Here is a 17,309-nt window from a genome sequence, read left to right on the forward strand (position 1 = left end):
TCTCCAGGTTGGGATGGTTGAAGCGGCTGTACACCAGCCCGGCCGACTCGCCCTGCGGCAGCGGCTTGCGGCCCGACACCAGGTCGAAGAACTCGGCGCCGTCCTCGGCCGAACGGAAGGCGAAGGTCGAGGTGAGGAACACCGGCGGCTTGACCGCGCCCTCGGACAGGAACGGGTCGAAGCCGTACGACATCATCTGCGTTTCGGCGTGCAGGGGACGGCCTGAGATGTCTTTCTTGTGATAGCTGGAATAACTCATGGTGTGCCTCTCAAGGGGGAATGACGGCCTACCGGACGGCGGTATCACGGGTTCGGACACGATAGCGCCGCCGGCCGGGGGATGCAGGGAGTATGGGCGCGTCCGGCCACAATATTCTTTCCATTTATGCTTCAGGAACCTGATAATGGGAAATATCGTTTCCCATAGCCTTGAAACCATGAAAGAGACTGCCTTGTTACATCAACTTGACGCGATCGATTGGAAAATCATGAAAATCCTTCAAGAAGATGGCCGGCTTTCCAACGCCGAACTGGCCGAGCGCGTGTCGCTGTCGGCCTCGCCCTGCTGGAAGCGCCTCAAGCGCCTGGAAAGCTCGGGCGTCATCCGCGGCTACCAGGCCATCCTGGACCGCCGCGCGCTCGGCATGGGGGTGGTGGCGTTCGTCAGCATCTCGCTGGAAAACCACACCGAGAAGACCTGCCACGCGTTCGAGGCCGCCGTGGCCGCCATGCCCGAAGTGCTGGCCTGCCACAACACCACCGGCCAGCACGACTACCTGCTGCACATCGTGGCGCGCGACTTCGACGCCTACTCCGAATTCGTGCGCAACCGGCTGCGCACGCTGCCCGGCGTGAAGGAACTGCTGAGCACGCTGTCGATGCACGAAGTGAAGTCGTCGACCAAGCTGCACCTGTGATCCGCGCCCATCGCCGAAAAACCACAACCGCAAGGAGTGTCACGAAGCTGTAGCGACCCGTACCTAGAGTGTCGATTCCGATTGAATCCCAAAGAGGACTTCCTGTTATGAAATCGACTCTCCGCATCGCGGCGGCTGGCGCCTGCCTGTCCGTCTTCAGCTTCTCCCCCGCCCTCGCGGCGACGGCCACCTCCAGTTCGGTCCAGCTCTACGGCCTGATCGACACCGGTCTGCAATACCTCAGCAACGGTCCCGGCGGCAACAGCAAGACGGGCATGAGCACGGGCAATCTCAGCGGTTCGCGCTGGGGCCTGCGCGGCACCGAAGACCTGGGCGACGGCCTGTCGACCGTGTTCGTGCTGGAAAACGGCTTCGACTCCGACAACGGCCAGACCATGCAGGGCGGCCGCCTGTTCGGCCGCCAGGCCTACGTGGGCCTGTCGAGCAAGAGCCTGGGCCGCCTGACGCTGGGCCGCCACAACACGCTCATGATCGACTGGATGAGCAAGTACAACCCGTTCGACAACGCCAACTTCTCGATCAAGCGCCCCGACGCCGCCTTCTCCGACCGCACCGACAACGCGGTGATGTACGTCGGCAAGTTCGGCCCCGTGTCCGTCGGCGGCTACTACAGCTTCGGCTGGAACAACGAGCAGTCGTTCGACGACAAGACGCTGGGCCGCATGATCGGCGGCGGCGTGCGCTACCAGTCCGGCGGCCTGGACGCCGGCGTGCTGTATCACTCGAAGAACGCCGACAAGCCGGCCAAGGGCGCCAACAGCGACAACCGCGAAGACCGCATCGTCGCGGGCCTGTCGTACGACTTCGAAGGCGTCAAGGTCTATGCCGGCTACCGCTGGCTGGAACAGAAGCTGACGCAGCGCAACTACAAGAACAACCTGACCTGGCTGGGCGTGACTTACCTGCCGGTGTCGAACAACCGCCTGTCGTTCGCCGTGTACCACCTGAACGACTCGGTCTGCGACGACATGAACAACGCCGTCTGCCCGGCCGCGCAGGCCGCCGGCACCGGCCAGAAGTCCACCATGTTCGTCCTGGGCAACGAATATGACCTGTCCAAGCGCACCACCGTCTATGCCGTCGCGGCCTACGCGGTGAACGACGACAAGTCGGCGCAGAGCCTGATCGGCGGCAAGTACGGCGCCAACGTCGAGCCGGGCAAGAACCAGTTCGGCCTGAACCTTGGCCTGCGGCACCGGTTTTGAACGCGCTTGAACCTTCCGCGGGCGGCACGGCGATCGCCGTGCGCGGCCTGCGCCACGCCTTCAACGGCCACACCGTGCTGGATGGCGTCGACCTGGACGTGCCCGCGGGCACTGTCCTGGCGCTGCTGGGTCCGTCGGGCTGCGGCAAGAGCACCCTGCTCAAGTCGCTCGCCGGCCTGCTGCGGCCGCAGGGCGGCAGCATCGCCTTCGGCGATGCCGTCGTCTGCGACGCGCAGCGCCACGAACCGCCCGAACGCCGCGGCCTCGGCATGGTGTTCCAGGACTACGCGCTGTGGCCGCACATGAGCGTGGCCGGCAACGTCGCCTTTCCGCTGGAAATGCGCGGCGTCGCCCGGCGCGAGCGGCCGGCGCGGGTGCGGGAAGCCCTGGCCCTGGTCGGCCTGGGCGAGCACGCCGCGCGCCGGCCCTCGGAACTGTCGGGCGGCCAGCAGCAGCGCGTCGCGCTGGCCCGCGCCATCGTGGCGCGGCCGCGCGTGCTGCTGTTCGACGAACCGCTGTCCAACCTGGACCGGGCCCTGCGCGAATCGCTCTGCGTCGAAATCGGCGCCTTGTTGCGCCGGCTCGGCACCACCGCCGTCTACGTCACCCACGACCACGAGGAAGCCCATGCCCTGGCGCACACGATCGCCCGCATGGAACACGGCCGCATCGCCGACCTCGTGATGTCCAAACCCCAGGACTCTGCCTAAAATGCCCCACGTACCTCTTTCCAAACTACTTGCCACGTTCTTTATGACGCTTTCGTTCGGATTGGCCTCGGGCCAGGCCAAGGCGCTGACCGTTTACACCGCGGGCCCCGGCGGCCTGATCAAGCAGCTGGCCGCCGGCTTCCAGGAGAAGACCGGCATCAAGGTCGACGTGTTCCAGGCCACCACCGGCAAGGTCATGGCCCGGCTCGAAGCCGAGGCCGCCAACCCGCGCGCCGACGTGCTGATCTCGGCCTCGTGGGACACCGCGCAGGACCTCGACCAGCGCGGCTGGCTGCTGGCCTATGACAGCCCCAACGCGGCCCAGGTGCCGGCCCGCTTCAAGACCCCGACCTACGTGGCGCAGGGCATCTCGGCGCTGGGCATCGTCTGGAATTCGCGCAGCGGCACGCCCGAACCGCGCGACTGGTCAGACCTGACCGGCCCGCAGTTCAAGCAGAAGGTCACCACCCCCGACCCGGCCCTGTCGGGCGCCTCGCTCGACCTGCTGCTGGGCCTGCAAAGCGCCCAGGGCGAAGCGGCCTGGAAGCTGTTCGAGACGCTGCGCGACAACGGCATGACCATCTCCGGCCCCAACGCCCAGGCGCTGACGCCAGTGCTGCAGGGCGCCAAGGCGGCGGTGTTCGGCGCGGTCGACTACGTGTCGTACGCCAGCGTCGAGAAAGGCGAATCGATCAAGGTGATCTTCCCGTCCAGCGGCACCGCCATCGCGCCGCGCCCGATGATGATCCTGAAGACCACCAAGGCGCCCGACCAGGCGCGCCAGTTCATCGACTACGTGCTGTCCGAGGACGGCCAGCGCGCCGTCGCCGACGCCTGGCTGATGCCGGCGCGCCAGGACGTGGCCGGCAAGCGGCCGCTGTTCAAGGACCTGGCGCTGCTGCCCGAGACCGCGCCCGGCGCCTCGCGCGCCGAGGTGCTGGCGCGTTTCGCGCGCCTGTTCGGCCAACACTGACAGGCCGGGATGCCGGCGCGTCCGGCATCCCCACCCCGACCATGAAAAGCGTCTTTCTCCTGGCGGCCATCACCGTGGCCGCCCTGGGCGTGCTCGTCGCCCTGCCGATGGCCTTCGTCGCGCTGCAGGCCGTCTTTCCCCATCTGGCCGAAGGCTCGCTGCGCAATCCCTTCGGCGCCTGGGCCGCCACCCTGGCCACGCCGGCGGCGCTGACGCTGGTGGGCGGCACGCTCAAGCTGGGCCTGGGCGTGGCCGCCGTCAGCGCCCTCATCGGCATTCCGCTGGGTGCGCTGCGCGGCCTGTTCCAGGTGCCGCTGGCGCGGCTCTGGGACCTGCTGTTCCTGGTGCCGTTCCTGCTGCCGCCCTACATCGCCGCGCTGTCGTGGACCATGGCGCTGCAACCGCGCGGCTACCTGGAGCAACTGACGGGCTTGCATCTCGGACCGCTGCTGTTCTCGCCCGCCGGCGTGACGCTGGCAATGGGGCTGGCGATCTTTCCGGTGGTGTATTTCGCCGTCTCGCGCAGCATGGCCGCCACCGGCGCGCGCCTGGCCGACGTCGCGCGCGTGTTCGGCGCCGGCCCGTGGCGCGCATTCCTGCGCGTGACCTTGCCGCTGGCCCTGCCGGCCATCGCCGCCAGCCTGCTGCTGGCCTTCACGCTGGCGATCGAGGAATACGGCGTGCCCGCCGCGCTGGGCTCGCAGGCCGGCGTCGCCGTCATGACCACCGCCATCGAGCGGCGCCTGGCGGACTGGCCCATCGACCTGCCGGGCGCGGCGCTGCTGTCGCTGGTGCTGGTGGCGCTGGCGCTGACGGCCTACGCGGTGCAGCGCGCGCTGGTCGCCGGACGCGGCTTCGAGACCACCACCGGCAAGCCCGCGCCGCTGGCGCGCGGCCGGCTCGGCGCCTGGCGCTGGCCGGTGCTGGGCCTGTTCGCGGCGGTCGCGCTGGTGGCGGTGGCGGCGCCGCTGGCATCGATGCTGGCCGCGGCCCTGACGCGCCACGTCTCCGCCGGGCTGTCGCTGGACAACCTGACCCTGGCCAACTTCGCGGCCCTGTTCCAGGCCGGCGGCGAGGCCTGGCAGGCGCTTTCGACCAGCCTGCTGCTGGCCACCGGCACCGCGCTGGCCGCGGGCGCCGTGGGCCTGCTGGCGGCCTGGTGCGTGGCCGGCCGCCACGTGCCGGGCGCGGCCGTCATCGACACGCTGGCGCTGCTGCCCGCGGCGCTGCCCGGCGTGGTGGTGGGGGTCGGCCTGATCCTGGCCTGGAACCAGCCGTTCTGGCCGGCCTCGCCGTATGGCACCTGGGGCATCCTGCTGCTGTCGTACACCTGCCTGCTGCTGCCCTACCCGGTGCGCTACGTCAGCGCCGCGCTGGCGCAGATCGGCGCCAACCTGGAGGCGGCGGCGCGGGTGCATGGCGCCAGCGCCGCGGCGGCCTTGCGCCGCATCGTGCTGCCGCTGGTGCTGCCCGGCCTGGCGGCCGCGATGCTGATGGTGTTCGCCGTGGCCTCGCGCGAACTGGTCACCTCGCTGCTGCTGGCGCCCGCCGGCGTGCAGACAGTGTCGGTGTTCGTCTGGCGGCAGTTCGAGCAGGGTTCGGTGGGCGAAGGCATGGCCATGGCCGCGGTGGCGGTCGGCGTCAGCCTGACGCTGATGCTGGCCGCCACCTCGATCCGGCGCGGCCGGTCGGCCTAGCGGCCTGGCGGCGTTTTACATCTGGCCCTGCACCACGCGGTTGCGGCCCTGGTTCTTGGCCTGATAGAGGCCGCGGTCGGCCACCTGGATCAGGTCGGTGCACGGCTGGTCGGCGGCCGGCACGGCGGTGGCGGTGCCGATGCTGACGGTCAGCCAGGGGCCGCCGTTGGTGTCCTTCTGCGGAATCTGCATGGCCTCGACGGCGCGGCGCAGCTTCTCGGCGGCCAGCCGGGCGCTGCCCGACGGCGTGCCCGGCAGCACCAGCGCGAATTCCTCGCCGCCGAAGCGCGCGGCCAGGTCGGTGGAGCGGTCGCAGCTGGCGAAGATGGTGTTGGCGACGCGCTTGAGCGCCTCGTCGCCGGCGATGTGGCCGTAGGTGTCGTTGTAGGACTTGAAATGGTCCACGTCGATCATCAGCATGCTGATCTCGCGGCCATCGCGGCGCGCCCGCAGCCATTCGGCGTTCAGATACTCGTCGAAATAGCGGCGGTTGCCCAGGCCCGTCAGGCCGTCGGAATTGGTCAGGCGGCGCAGCTCCATATTGCTTTCCAGCAGCTGCTGCTGGCTCTGGCGCAGCGCCTGGTAGGCCTCGTCGCGCTGCACCAGCGCCAGATACGAGCGCGAGTGATAGCGAATGCGCGCCACCAGCTCGATCGAATCCGGCAGCTTCACCAGATAGTCGTTGGCGCCGGCCGCGAAGGCCGCGCTCTTGATGGCCGGGTCTTCCTTGGTCGACAGCACGATGATGGGGATGTCGCGCGTGACCGGATGGCTGCGGTATTCCTGCACCAGGCTCAGGCCGTCCACGCCCGGCAGCACCAGGTCCTGCAGGATCACCGTGGGCCGCGTCTGCACCGCCACGGTCAGCGCCTTGTAGGGGTCCGAGCAGTAATGGAAGTCGATATTGCCCTCCGTGGCCAGGGCCCGGCGGATGGCCTCGCCGACCATGACCTGATCGTCGACCAGCAGCACCATGGCCGCGTGCGAGTTCAGGTCGGCCGAGGCCGGGCTGTCAAAGGGGGGGTGCATAGTCTCGTTCCTTGATTTCTAGCGATATCCGCCGGATCAGGCAAACGCCTGGATCAAGCGGGGTGCGATCTTGTCCAGCGCACGGATTTCAACGGCGGCCTGCATCGCGGCGGCCGCCTTGGGCATGCCATAGACCGCGCTGGTGGCCTGGTCCTGGGCGATGGTCAGGCAGCCACGTTCGCGCAGCGCCTTCAGGCCGCGCGCCCCGTCCTGCCCCATGCCCGTCAGCAGCACGCCAACGACCAGGCCGCGCCAATGCTGCGCGACGCTATGGAAAAATACATCAATAGAGGGCCGGTACAGGCTTTCTTTCGGATTCTCGGTGTAACGCAGCGTACCATCGGCCAGCAGGTGCAGATGGTCGTCGGTGCCGGCCAGCAGCACCTGTCCGGGCGCCGGCCGTTCACCTTCGCGCACCAGCCGCACCGGCAGCGCGATCTGGTCATTGAGCCAGTCGGCCATGCCGGCCGCGAAGGATGCGTCCACGTGCTGCACCAGCACGATGCCGGCGGGAAAGCTCAACGGAATGTCGCGCAGCAGCTGCGCCAGCGTGGACGGGCCGCCGGCCGAGGCGCCGATCACCAGCAAGCCCTGCGACGGATCGGCCTGGGGCGCGGTGCGGGCCACCGGGCTGAGCGCGGTGCGATTGCTGCCGTAGCGCCCGATCAGCCAGCCGATGTTGCGGATCTTGCGCAAGAGCGGCGCCGCCGCGCTGCGCAGGTCGGCGCTGCCGACCACCGGCGTGTCGGCGGCATCCAGGGCGCCGTAGCCCATGGCGTCGAACACCCGCGCGGTGTGGCGCGCCACGTCGACCGTGACCACCACGATGGCGCAAGGCGATTCAGCCATGATGCGGCGGGTGGCCTCGACGCCGTCCATGACGGGCATGATGAGGTCCATCAGCACCACGTCGGGCCGGTCCAGGGCGCATTGCTCGACGGCCTCCTGGCCGTTGGACGCGACCCAGGCCACTTCCAGCCCCGGCTCCAGCGCGATGACGCGCCTGAGGGTTTCCACCGCCATCTGAAGATCGTTGACGATTCCGATTCTCACGTCCGCGCCTTTCCGATCAGGTCTTCCACGGCGTCCAGCAAGGCATCGTCGTGGAAACTACCCTTGGCCAGATAATAGTCGGCGCCCGCGTCCAGCCCGCGTCGCCGGTCCTCTTCGCGATCCTTGTAAGACACTACCATCACCGGCAGGCTTTGCAACTTGGGATCTGCCTTGATGCGCGACACCAGTTCGATGCCGTCCATGCGCGGCATGTCGACATCGGTCACGACCAGGTCAAAGGCCTCGTTGCGCAGCATGTTCCAGCCGTCCATGCCGTCCACCGCCACCGCCACCTCGAAACCCCGGTTCAGCAGCAGCTTGCGTTCCAGTTCCCGCACCGTCAGCGAATCGTCCACCACCAGCACGCGCTTGCGGCGCCGCGCCTGCGCCACCGGGCCGCCGCCGTCGACCCGGGCCAGGCGGCCGCCCTCGACCAGCTTCTGCACCGACAGCAGCATGTCCTCGACGTCCAGGATCAGGAGCGGCGTGCCGTCGTCCATCAGCGAACCGGCCATCACGTCCTGCACCTTGCCCAGGCGCGGATCGAGCGGCTGCACCACCAGCGTGCGCTCGCCCACGTAGCGGTCCACGGCGATGCCGTAAAGGCGGTCGTGATCGCCGACCACCACCACCGACAGGGTCTCGGCGGCCGGCGCCGGCTCGCCCGAGCGCAGGATCTGGCGCGCCGACACCAGGCCGATCTGGCGGTCCATGAAGCGGAAATGCTGGTGCCCTTCGAGCTGCTCGATGTCCTGCGCCCGCACCTGCAGCGCATGGCTGACGTAGGCCAGCGGGAACGCGTAGATGTCGCCCTGCACCTCGACCAGCAGGCTGCGCACCACCGACAGCGACAGCGGCATCTCCAGCACGAAACGCGTGCCCTGCCCGGTCTGCTGGTGGATGCGCACCGCGCCGCGCAGCTGCCGCACCATGGTCTGCACCACGTCCAGCCCGACGCCGCGGCCCGAGATCTCGGTGACCTCGCCGCGCGTGCTGAAGCCGGACAGGAACAGGAATTCCAGCAGTTCGGCCTCGCTCAGGCGGGCGGCGGTCTCGGCGTTGGTCAGCTTGCGCTGCACCACCTCGACCCGCAGGCGGTCCAGCGAAATGCCGCCGCCGTCGTCGCTCAATTCGATCAGCAGCATGCCGGCCGCGTGGCGCGCCGACAGCCGGATGCGGCCCTCGGCGGGCTTGCCGGCGTCGAGCCGGTCCATCGGCATCTCGATGCCGTGGTCCACCGCGTTGCGCAGCAGGTGCATCAGGGGCGCGTCCAGCTTGTCGAGGATGTCGCGGTCGACCTGGGTCGAATCGCCCTCGATCTCCAGGCGCACCTGCTTGCCCAGCGAGCGGCCCAGGTCGCGCACCATGCGCGCCATGCCGCCCAGGCCGTCGCCGAACGGCCGCATGCGGCAGGCCAGCGCGGTGTCGTACAGGCGCTGCGCCAGATGGCCCATGCGCCAGCCGAACTCGTCGACCTCGCCGGCGCGCTGGATCAATTCCTGCTGGCAGGCCTCGACGATGCGCTGGGCATCGTCCAGCGCCGCCTGGCCGCGGGCGTCCACCTGCACACCGGCCAGCGCCGCGCGCAGGCTGTCCAGCGCCTGCCCGGCGCCCGATTGCAGGCGCCGCAGGCGCAGCATCGAGGCGCTGAACGGCGCGATCCAGTGCGATTCGACCAGCGTTTCGCTGGACAGGCCCAGCAGCTTGTTGAGCGTGTCGGCCGTGACCCGCAGCACCCGCTCGCCCTCGCCCAGCGTCTGGTCGGAACTGCGGCGCGCGGGCGGCGGGGCCGGCGGCGGATCGTCGGGCTGGTGGATCGGCGGCAGGAAGTCCGAGGGTTTGGGCGCACGCTCGACCACCGGCGCGGCCGGCGGCGCGTTGGGGGCATTGGACAGGCGCGCCACCAGGTCGTCGATGGCATCGCCCAGGTCGGCGCCCGGCGTCGCCACCCGTTGCAGCAGATCCGTGCCCTGCAGCAGCGCGTCGATGTCGGCCGCCTGCAGCCGCAGGCGCCCTTCCTGCGCCGCCACCAGGCAGTCTTCCATGGCGTGCGCGATGCGCACCGCCGGATGCAGGTCGACGATGCGGGCCGCGCCCTTGAGCGAATGCGCCGCGCGCATGCAGGCCTCGAGCTGCGCCGCCGAGGTCGGATCGTGCTCCAGCGCCAGCAGGCCGTTGTTGAGCACCTGCACCTGATTGCGGGTTTCCAGCTGGAACAGCTCCAGCAGCGAGGCGTCGCGCATCTGGTCCGGGTTCACGCCAGGCTCCGTTCCAAGGCTTGCATCAACAGGGTCTCGTCCAGCACGCCGACACTGCGGGCGCCGCAGCGGACCACCCCGCGCGAATACTTCAGGCTGGCCCCTTCGACCGTGGCCGGCAGCGCTTCGAGCGCGTCCAGGTCCACGCTGTGGATGCCTTCCACTTCGTCGACCGGCAACACCACCGCGCGGCCCGCGCCGCCGAAGATCAGCATGCGCGCCGCGGCGGGCCGCTCGCGGCCGTTGTCGACCGCCGCGCCGTCCAGGCCCAGCAGCCGGCCCAGCGACACGCAGACGGTGAGCGTGCCGCGCACGTTGGTCACGCCCAGCACCGCCGGATCGCGCCGGTGCGGCAGCGACAGGATGGCGCGGGTGCCGGCCACCTCGTCCAGCGCCTTGGTCGGCAGGCCCAGCCATTCGCCCTGCAGCCGGAACACCAGCAGCGACGAGAGCCGCGCCTGGACCTTGCGCGCGGCGCCGTCGACCGGCGCGGCGATCTGCGGCGGCAGGCGGTCGAGGATGCGCTTGGCGGCGCCCGCATACACCGGGCAATTGCGGCAATGCACGTACTCGGGCAGGCGCTCGCAGCGCTTGTCGCCGCGGCTGCCGATGCGGTTCCAGCAATCGTCCACTTCCGCCAGGCTGGCCAGGAAATCACTCACGGCGGGCCTCCTGGCGCGCGGCGCGCGCCTGCAGTCGGCGGGCGCCTTCCGCGTCGCCCTCGGATTCGACCAGCGCCGCCAGGTGCAGCAGCGCCTCGCGGTGGGTCGGATCCAGGTACAGCGCCTTGCGGTAGGCGGCCTGCGCCTGGCGCGTGTCGCCGCCGGCATCCTGCAGCAGGCCCAGCAGATACAGCGCGTCGGCGCTGGCGCCATGCTCGGCCAGGTGGATGCGGCATTGAGCCATGGCCTCCTGCACCCGGCCCTGGTCGGCCAGCACGGCGATGGCGCGCAAGGCGGCATCGTTTCCGCTGTCCGCCGGCCTGGCGGGCGCGGCGGCGGGCGACGGGCGCGGCGAGGGGGCCAGCGTGGATGGCCGCGCGCCTGGCGCCGGCGCGGCCGGCATCCGGACCGGCCGCTGGGCCGACAGATGCATCGCCAGCGGCCGCGGCGCGGGCGGCGTCCAGGCAGCGGGCGCCACCGGCTCGGCCGGCTTGGCCGCTTCGGCGTGGAAGGCGAAGGCGCGCGCCAGGGGCAGCGCCGGCAGGCGCCGCCCAGTCATCAGGCTGGTCTCGGCCGGCCCCACGAACAGCACGCCGTCGCGGCGCGCGAAGCCCTTGAGCAGCGCCACCGCCCGCTCCTGCGTGGCGGCGTCGAAATAGATCAGCAGGTTGCGGCAGAACACGAAGTCATAGGGCAGCACGTTCGGCAGCAGATGCGCATCGAACAGATTGCCCGCCAGGAAGCGCACCCGCGCCATCACCACGTCGGCCAGTTGATGGCCGTCGGCGGTCTCGGTGAAATAGCGGTCGCGGTACGACAGGTTGTCGCCGCGGAACGAATTGCGGCCATAACAGGCGCGCCGGGCGAACTCGACCATGCGCTCGCTGATGTCCACCGCGTCGATCTGGAAGCGCGCGGGCGGCACCCCGGCATCGAGCAGCGCCATGGCGATGGAATACGGCTCCTCGCCGCTGGAACAGGGCACGCTCAGCACCCGCAGCACGCGCGCCTCGGCGCCCGGCGCGAACAGGCGCTCGCGCGCCAGCGAGGCCATCGCCGCCTGCGATTCCGGATAGCGGAAAAACCAGGTCTCCGGCACGATCACCGCCTCGATCAGCTGCTGCATCTCGGCCGGCGAGGTCTGCAGCAGCGCCAGGTAATCCTGCTCGTCGTCGCTGCCCGCCGCCTGCATGCGGTGGCGCACCGCGCGCTCGATCGCGGCGCTGCCGATGGAGCCGCTGTCCAGCCCCATCTTGCGCTTGAGCGCCGCGCTGAAGTCATCCACCCTTGTCATGCCCGGGCTCCTTCGTCCGACGCCATCGCGGCCGGAAACAGCAGCGCCCGCACCGCCTCGGGCAACAGGTCGGCCACCTTGACCGCCTGCACCATGCCGCGGCCGTCGCTCAGCACCGGCCCCAGGTAGCGCGCCTGCGGCGTCTCCAGCCCGACCGGCTGGAACGCCGCCGGATCATAGTGCGCGGTCTCGGTGGCCTGCTCCAGGATCAGCCCCAGCAGGCGTTCCTCGTGGGCGCCCGCCGGCCGGTAGCGCACCAGCGCCAGCCGCGTGCTGGTCACCAGCGTCGCGGCGCCGGCGCCGGCCAGCGCGCTCAGGTCGATGGCCGGCACGGCCGCGCCGCGGCAATCGAACATGCCCGCCACCCAGGGCGGCGTGCCCGGCACCTGCTTGAACGTGCGCATGCCCAGCACTTCGATCACGTCGGCCGCGTCCAGCGCATAGCGGTCCGCGGCGATGCGGAACAGCAGGTACAGCCGGCGCCGGGCGGTGGCGCCGGCGGCCGCGGACGGGATCGGGGCCTGGTCGGGCATGGAACGTCAGACCTTGAAGCGCGACACGCCGCTGCGCAGGTCGTTGGCCACCAGCGTCAGCTCCTCGATCGCCAGGCTCGACTGGCGCAGCGATTCCACCGTCTGCTGGGCCGCGTCGCTCAGCTGCTGCAGCGCCTGGTTGATCTGCTCGGCGCCCGTGGCCTGCGCCTGCATGCCCTCGTTGACCATCAGCACGCGCGGCGCCAGCGTCTGCACCTGCTGGATGATCTGCGACAGCTGGTCGCCCACCTGCTGCATGTCGGCCATGCCGCGGCGCACTTCTTCCGAAAACTTGTCCATGCCCATCACGCCGGCCGACACCGACGACTGGATCTCGCGCACCATCTGCTCGATGTCGTAGGTGGCCACGGCGGTCTGGTCCGCCAGGCGCCGGATCTCGGTCGCCACCACCACGAAGCCGCGGCCGTACTCGCCGGCCTTCTCGGCCTCGATGGCGGCGTTCAGCGACAGCAGGTTGGTCTGGTCGGCCACCTTCGTGATCGTGGTGACCACTTGCGTGATATTGCCGGCCTTCTCATTCAGGATGGCCAGCTTGGCGTTGACCGAGCCGGCCGCGCCGACCACGTTGCGCATGGTGTCTTCCATGCGCGCCAGGCCGACCTGGCCGCTGCCGGCCAGCGACGCGGTCTGCTCGGCCGCGTTCGACACCTCGGTCATGGTGCGCACCAGCTCGCGCGAAGTCGCCGAGATCTCGCGCGAAGTGGCGCCGATCTCGGTGGTGGTGGCCGCCACTTCCGACGCGGTGGCCTGCTGCTGCTTGGAGGTGGCCGCGATCTCGGTCACCGACGTGGCCACCTGCACCGCCGAACGCTGGGTCTTGCCGACCAGCCCGGTCAGCTCGTCGACCATGCCGTTGAAGCCGCCCTCGATGGCGTTGAATTCATCCTTGCGCGACAGCGTCAGGCGGCGCGTCAGGTCGCCGCCGCCGGTGGCTTCCAGCGTCTTGACGATGCTGTTCATCGGGTTGACGATGGCGCGCATCAGCAGAATGCCGCAGATGATCGCGGCGATGATCGCCAGCGCCAGCGACGCCAGCATGCCGACCTCGGCCTTGTCCACCGCCCGCTGGATGCTGATGGCCGATTCATCGGCCTGCTGCTTGTTGGCCGCCACCATGTTGGCCAGCACGTCGCGGCCGAGGTAGAACGCCGGACGCAGATCGGCCTTGATCTTGGCCTGGGCCCGCGCCGGATCGGTCGACACGGCCGGGTCCAGGATCTCCGCGCGGATGCGCATGTAGGCCTGCAGCGTCTTCTCGAATTCCTCGAACATGCGCTGGTCTTCGCCGCGCAGCACCGTGCGGCGGTACTGGTCGATGTTCTCCTGCAGCTGCTGGTCGCTGCGCGGCAGCGCCGCCAGCGCGGCGCGGCGCTCCTGCTCGGTGTCGGTATTGAAGGCGTCCTGCACCGCCACGAAGCCGGCGAACCAGGAGGCCCGGATCGAGGTGCTGTAGTAGATGCCCGGCACGGCGTCGGTGTTGATCGACTTGGCCTCGGCCTCGACCTGCAGCAGCCGCTGGTAATCGACCACCACCATCAAGCCCATGATGGCCAGGATCACCAGGAAGCTGGCGATGATGCGCTCGCGTAATGTCAGATTCTTCATACCGGGACGCCCCATTCATGACCGGATGTGGAAATAATCGACAATTATTGCAAACGCGGGCGCTGTCAGCTACGGAAAAACAGGGCAAACCCGCAATTCCGTGCCCGCTTCGTCGGGAAAAAGCCAAGCCCGGTTACACGGGCTTGTGTTTTCGTGTGACAACGCGTAGCGAACGGCCGCAAGCCTGCGGTCAATTTCGGCCCTAGCCCCACAAACCCTGCGGCGGGCGGGCCTGGACCCAGTCGCGCACCTGTTCGTGGGCGTGCGCCAGCTGCAGCACCGCCAGGTCGCCGCGCGGCGGGCCGATCAGCTGCATGCCCATCGGCAGTCCGGCGGCGCCGAAGCCCACCGGCACGCTGATGACCGGGCAGCCGGCCAGCGTCCAGGGCGTGACGGTCTCCATCCAGCGGTGGTAGGTGTCCATGGCGCGCCCGGCGATCTCCCTGGGCCAGTCCAGCTGCGCATCGAACGGGAACACCTGCGCCGACGGCACCGCCAGGTAGTCCACCTCCTTGAAGATGCCGAGCACGGCCTGGTACCAGGCGCTGCGCTCCTCGGTGGCCTGGTAGACCTGGCGCGCCGTCATGCCGTCCAGCCCCTCGACCTCCCAGATCAGCGCCGGCTTGACCAGTTTGCGGGTCCGCGGATCGTTCACCAGCGCATGGAACTGTCCGCCCACCATCAGGTGGCGGTGGGCCAGCCAGATGCGCCACAGCCGCTCGCCGTCGAACGGCACGCGGTAATCGTCCACCTGGCAGCCGGCCGCCCCCAGGTCGGCCAGCGCCTGGACGCACAGGTCCAGGATGCCCGGCTCCATCGCCAGATAGCCGTCCCAGTCGCCCAGCCAGCCGATGCGCCGACCGCGCAGATCGGCCTCCAGCGACTGCGCGAACACGGTCGGATCGTCGCCCAGCGACAGCGGCACGCGCGCATCGGGCCCCGCCATCACCGACAGCATCCGCGCCACGTCGCGCGGCGTGCGGCCCATCGGGCCTTCGTACGACAGCTGCTTGAGGAACACCTCGTTGGACGGGCCATACGGCACCCGCCCCGCCGACGGCCGCATGCCGTACACGTTGCAGAACGCCGCCGGATTGCGCAGCGAGCCGCCGAAATCGCTGCCGTCGGCCACCGGCAGCATGCGCGCGGCCAGGGCCGCCGCCGCGCCGCCGCTGCTGCCGCCGGCGCTCTTGGAAGCGTCGTAGGGGTTGACCGTGGTGCCGTACACCTGGTTGTAGGTATGCGAGCCCAGGCCGAACTCCGGCACGTTGGTGCGGCCGATGAAAATGGCGCCGGCCGCGCGCATGCGCTCGACCAGGATGGAGTCGTGGGCCGTCACCTGGTCCTTGAACACCAGCGAGCCCATCGAGGTCACCATGCCGCGCACCGCGGTCAGGTCCTTGGGCGCCTGCGGCATGCCGTGCAGCCAGCCCAGCCACTGCCCCGCCGCCAATTGCGCGTCGCGTTCATCGGCCTCGCGCAGCAGTTCCGGCGGCTCGCGCCGCGCCACCAGCGCATTGAGCTTGGGGTTGACCGCGTCGATGTGGCCCAGATAGGCCGTCATCACTTCGCGGCAGGACACGCGCCGTTGCCGGATCGCGTCCGACAGCGCATGGGCGGGCATGGCGACGATATCGTCCAGGCGGCCGGGGGCCGCCGGGATGGCTGCATTCATGGTGTTGTCTCCTCTTTTTTGTGTTGCAGGCCGACGATACTACGCCAGCCCCGCGCACAAGCGGAGCGCAGCACCAACCTGCGCCACAGCGCGCCGCGCCCCCGTGTCAGGCCGCCGGCCGCGCGAACACCAGCAGCGTCGAGGTCGCCGACGCCAGCAGGCGGCCCTCGGCGTCGGTCAGCTTGGCTTCGGCGTACGCCACCCGCTGGCCGAACGACAGCACCCGGCCTTCCGCCCGCAGCCGGCCGCTGTGACGGGTGATGGCCTTGTGATAGGCCACCTTGAGTTCCAGCGTGGTGTAGGCCTGTTCGGCCGACAGGCGCGAATGCACCGCGCAGCCGCAAGCGGAATCCAGCAGGGTCGCGGCATAGCCGCCATGCACCGTGCCGATCGGGTTGTAGGCGTGCGGGCCGGGCGTGCCGGCGAACACCGCCAGGCCTTCCTCGGCCTCGACGAAATCGAAATCCAGCGACACCAGGATGCCCGGCTTGCGGCCCGAGGCCAGCAAGGCGCGCAGTTGCGCCAGGCCGTCCAGGCCGGCGCCGGTCTGTTCGACCAGGCTGGGCTCGCGTTGCGGGGCGGCGCTGCCGGCGGGAGTCGAAACGGAAGTCATGCGCGGTCCTCCTGAAGGGGAAACATCGTCTGGGGAGTTATATGACGAACATCATATATCAGGCCAGGCTTCCCCGTTTCAGGGGAACAACTGCTGCGCCAGGTGATCGACGAACACGCGCAGCTTGGGCGAGGGGTGGCGGCTGGCGGGCCACACCGCCCACATGGTCGCATTGCCCCGGGTGCGTTCGTCCAGCACCGACACCAGCTTGCCCGCGGCCAGCTCTTCCCGGACGGTGAAATCCGGCAGGCAGACGATCCCCAGCCCGCCCACCGCCAGGAAGATGCGGGTCTCGACGCTGTTGCAGACCAGCGTCAGCGGCAACTCGGGCGGCGGCGCGCCGGCCGCCGTCTTCAGCGGCCATTGCTCCAGCTTGCCGGTGCTGGGATAGCGATAGTGCAGGCAGCAGTGGCGCAGCAGGTCGCTGGCGCGGCGCGGGGTGCCGTGCCGCGCCAGGTAATCGGGCGAGGCCGCCAGGATGCGGCGGAACGGCCCCAGGCGGCGGCGCTTCAGGCCGGAATCCTGCATCTCGCCGGAGCGCACCACGGCGTCATAGCCCTCGCCGATCACGTCGACCATGCGATCGGTGAAATCCAGGTCCAGCCGCACCTGCGGATACTGCTTCATGAAGGTGGCGATGGCCGGCTCGAACAGCCGGCTGTAGCGCGGCAGGCTGACGCGCAGCCGGCCGCTGGGCGTGCCCGCGGCCTCGGACAGCTCCAGCTCGGCGGCTTCCACTTCGCACAGGATGCGGCGGCAGCGCTCCAGGAATTTCTCGCCCTCCGGAGTCAGGGTGATGTGGCGCGTGCTGCGATGGAACAGCCGCACCTTCAGGTGCGCCTCCATCCGCGCCACGCTCTTGCCCACCGCCGACGGCGACACGCCCAGCACCCGCCCCGCCTCGGCAAAGCTGCGCGTGTCCGCCACCAGCACGAAAACGCCGATACCGCTCAGGCTGTCCATCCCATTTCCTTCAATACGGACATCCATGTCCGGAATATTCGGAATCCTAGCCTATTTTTCTTTTATCGGCGGCTCACTAT

Annotated in this window: 15 protein-coding genes and 1 pseudogene; 5 read left to right on the top strand and 11 right to left on the bottom strand. The window is 69.6% G+C overall.

Features of this window, described 5'->3' with window-relative positions; translation table 11 throughout:
- Positions 1-259, bottom strand: a pseudogene (locus AOZ53_RS14130) (methionine gamma-lyase); the annotation flags it as partial.
- A 178-nt stretch (positions 260-437) separates the two neighbouring features.
- Between AOZ53_RS14130 and AOZ53_RS14135 the strand changes: the two are divergent.
- The 5 genes from AOZ53_RS14135 to AOZ53_RS14155 all read left to right on the top strand — a co-directional run bounded on the left by AOZ53_RS14135 (position 438) and on the right by AOZ53_RS14155 (position 5,523).
- Positions 438-917 (top strand): Lrp/AsnC family transcriptional regulator, encoded by a 480-nt coding sequence (locus tag AOZ53_RS14135; RefSeq protein ID WP_082380495.1) that lies wholly within the window; start codon positions 438-440, stop codon positions 915-917.
- A 107-nt stretch (positions 918-1,024) separates the two neighbouring features.
- A complete protein-coding gene (locus AOZ53_RS14140; RefSeq protein WP_054434725.1) occupies positions 1,025-2,143 on the top strand; it encodes a porin in 1,119 nt (372 codons plus the stop codon).
- Positions 2,140-2,853 carry an ABC transporter ATP-binding protein gene (locus AOZ53_RS14145; RefSeq protein WP_054434723.1) on the top strand — a complete coding sequence of 238 codons (714 nt, stop codon included), beginning with the start codon at positions 2,140-2,142 and terminating at the stop codon, positions 2,851-2,853. The genes AOZ53_RS14140 and AOZ53_RS14145 overlap by 4 nt, the downstream gene beginning before the upstream one ends.
- Positions 2,854-2,896: 43 nt before the next feature.
- Positions 2,897-3,826 carry an ABC transporter substrate-binding protein gene (locus tag AOZ53_RS14150; RefSeq protein WP_197286489.1) on the top strand — a complete coding sequence of 310 codons (930 nt, stop codon included), beginning with the start codon at positions 2,897-2,899 and terminating at the stop codon, positions 3,824-3,826.
- 41 nt (positions 3,827-3,867) lie between these two features.
- Complete coding sequence (locus AOZ53_RS14155; protein ID WP_054488270.1) at positions 3,868-5,523, top strand: ABC transporter permease; 1,656 nt, start codon at positions 3,868-3,870, stop codon at positions 5,521-5,523.
- A 15-nt stretch (positions 5,524-5,538) separates the two neighbouring features.
- Here the strand turns inward: AOZ53_RS14155 and AOZ53_RS14160 are convergent, their stop codons facing one another.
- The 10 genes from AOZ53_RS14160 to AOZ53_RS14205 form a co-directional block, all read right to left on the bottom strand.
- A complete protein-coding gene (locus AOZ53_RS14160) occupies positions 5,539-6,552 on the bottom strand; it encodes a response regulator (protein ID WP_054434717.1) in 1,014 nt (337 codons plus the stop codon).
- A 36-nt stretch (positions 6,553-6,588) separates the two neighbouring features.
- Positions 6,589-7,605 (bottom strand): chemotaxis response regulator protein-glutamate methylesterase, encoded by a 1,017-nt coding sequence (locus AOZ53_RS14165; protein WP_054434715.1) that lies wholly within the window; start codon positions 7,603-7,605, stop codon positions 6,589-6,591.
- Complete coding sequence (locus AOZ53_RS14170) at positions 7,602-9,863, bottom strand: hybrid sensor histidine kinase/response regulator (protein WP_054488272.1); 2,262 nt, start codon at positions 9,861-9,863, stop codon at positions 7,602-7,604. The genes AOZ53_RS14165 and AOZ53_RS14170 overlap by 4 nt, the downstream gene beginning before the upstream one ends.
- A complete protein-coding gene (locus AOZ53_RS14175) occupies positions 9,860-10,525 on the bottom strand; it encodes a chemotaxis protein CheW (protein ID WP_054434712.1) in 666 nt (221 codons plus the stop codon). The genes AOZ53_RS14170 and AOZ53_RS14175 overlap by 4 nt, the downstream gene beginning before the upstream one ends.
- Positions 10,518-11,819 carry a CheR family methyltransferase gene (locus AOZ53_RS14180; RefSeq protein WP_054488274.1) on the bottom strand — a complete coding sequence of 434 codons (1,302 nt, stop codon included), beginning with the start codon at positions 11,817-11,819 and terminating at the stop codon, positions 10,518-10,520. The genes AOZ53_RS14175 and AOZ53_RS14180 overlap by 8 nt, the downstream gene beginning before the upstream one ends.
- Positions 11,816-12,352 carry a chemotaxis protein CheW gene (locus tag AOZ53_RS14185; RefSeq protein ID WP_054434707.1) on the bottom strand — a complete coding sequence of 179 codons (537 nt, stop codon included), beginning with the start codon at positions 12,350-12,352 and terminating at the stop codon, positions 11,816-11,818. Before AOZ53_RS14185 ends, AOZ53_RS14180 begins: the two co-directional genes overlap by 4 nt.
- 6 nt (positions 12,353-12,358) lie before the next feature.
- The gene (locus tag AOZ53_RS14190) at positions 12,359-13,978 is read right to left on the bottom strand and encodes a methyl-accepting chemotaxis protein (RefSeq protein WP_054434705.1); all 1,620 of its coding nucleotides are present in this window, start codon (positions 13,976-13,978) and stop codon (positions 12,359-12,361) included.
- Positions 13,979-14,180: 202 nt separating this feature from the next.
- Positions 14,181-15,653 carry an amidase gene (locus AOZ53_RS14195; protein ID WP_054488276.1) on the bottom strand — a complete coding sequence of 491 codons (1,473 nt, stop codon included), beginning with the start codon at positions 15,651-15,653 and terminating at the stop codon, positions 14,181-14,183.
- A 106-nt stretch (positions 15,654-15,759) separates the two neighbouring features.
- Positions 15,760-16,266, bottom strand: a complete 507-nt coding sequence (locus tag AOZ53_RS14200) for a PaaI family thioesterase (RefSeq protein WP_054434701.1) — start codon at positions 16,264-16,266, stop codon at positions 15,760-15,762.
- A 78-nt stretch (positions 16,267-16,344) separates the two neighbouring features.
- Positions 16,345-17,229 (bottom strand): LysR family transcriptional regulator, encoded by an 885-nt coding sequence (locus AOZ53_RS14205; protein ID WP_054434699.1) that lies wholly within the window; start codon positions 17,227-17,229, stop codon positions 16,345-16,347.
- Between the last annotated feature and the right edge of the window lie 80 nt (positions 17,230-17,309).

Origin of the sequence: Achromobacter sp. 2789STDY5608621 (assembly GCF_001299375.1) — a bacterium.
GTDB classification, from domain to species: Bacteria; Pseudomonadota; Gammaproteobacteria; order Burkholderiales; family Burkholderiaceae_B; genus Achromobacter; species Achromobacter insuavis.

Coding starts and splice junctions, on each gene's coding strand:
- AOZ53_RS14205 (WP_054434699.1), bottom strand. CDS start 17,229: ATGGACAGCCTGAGCGGTATCGGCGTTTTCGTGCTGGTGGCGGACACG.
- AOZ53_RS14150 (WP_197286489.1), top strand. CDS start 2,897: ATGACGCTTTCGTTCGGATTGGCCTCGGGCCAGGCCAAGGCGCTGACC.
- AOZ53_RS14200 (WP_054434701.1), bottom strand. CDS start 16,266: ATGACTTCCGTTTCGACTCCCGCCGGCAGCGCCGCCCCGCAACGCGAG.
- AOZ53_RS14195 (WP_054488276.1), bottom strand. CDS start 15,653: ATGAATGCAGCCATCCCGGCGGCCCCCGGCCGCCTGGACGATATCGTC.
- AOZ53_RS14135 (WP_082380495.1), top strand. CDS start 438: ATGAAAGAGACTGCCTTGTTACATCAACTTGACGCGATCGATTGGAAA.
- AOZ53_RS14180 (WP_054488274.1), bottom strand. CDS start 11,819: ATGACAAGGGTGGATGACTTCAGCGCGGCGCTCAAGCGCAAGATGGGG.
- AOZ53_RS14155 (WP_054488270.1), top strand. CDS start 3,868: ATGAAAAGCGTCTTTCTCCTGGCGGCCATCACCGTGGCCGCCCTGGGC.
- AOZ53_RS14190 (WP_054434705.1), bottom strand. CDS start 13,978: ATGAAGAATCTGACATTACGCGAGCGCATCATCGCCAGCTTCCTGGTG.
- AOZ53_RS14160 (WP_054434717.1), bottom strand. CDS start 6,552: ATGCACCCCCCCTTTGACAGCCCGGCCTCGGCCGACCTGAACTCGCAC.
- AOZ53_RS14185 (WP_054434707.1), bottom strand. CDS start 12,352: ATGCCCGACCAGGCCCCGATCCCGTCCGCGGCCGCCGGCGCCACCGCC.
- AOZ53_RS14140 (WP_054434725.1), top strand. CDS start 1,025: ATGAAATCGACTCTCCGCATCGCGGCGGCTGGCGCCTGCCTGTCCGTC.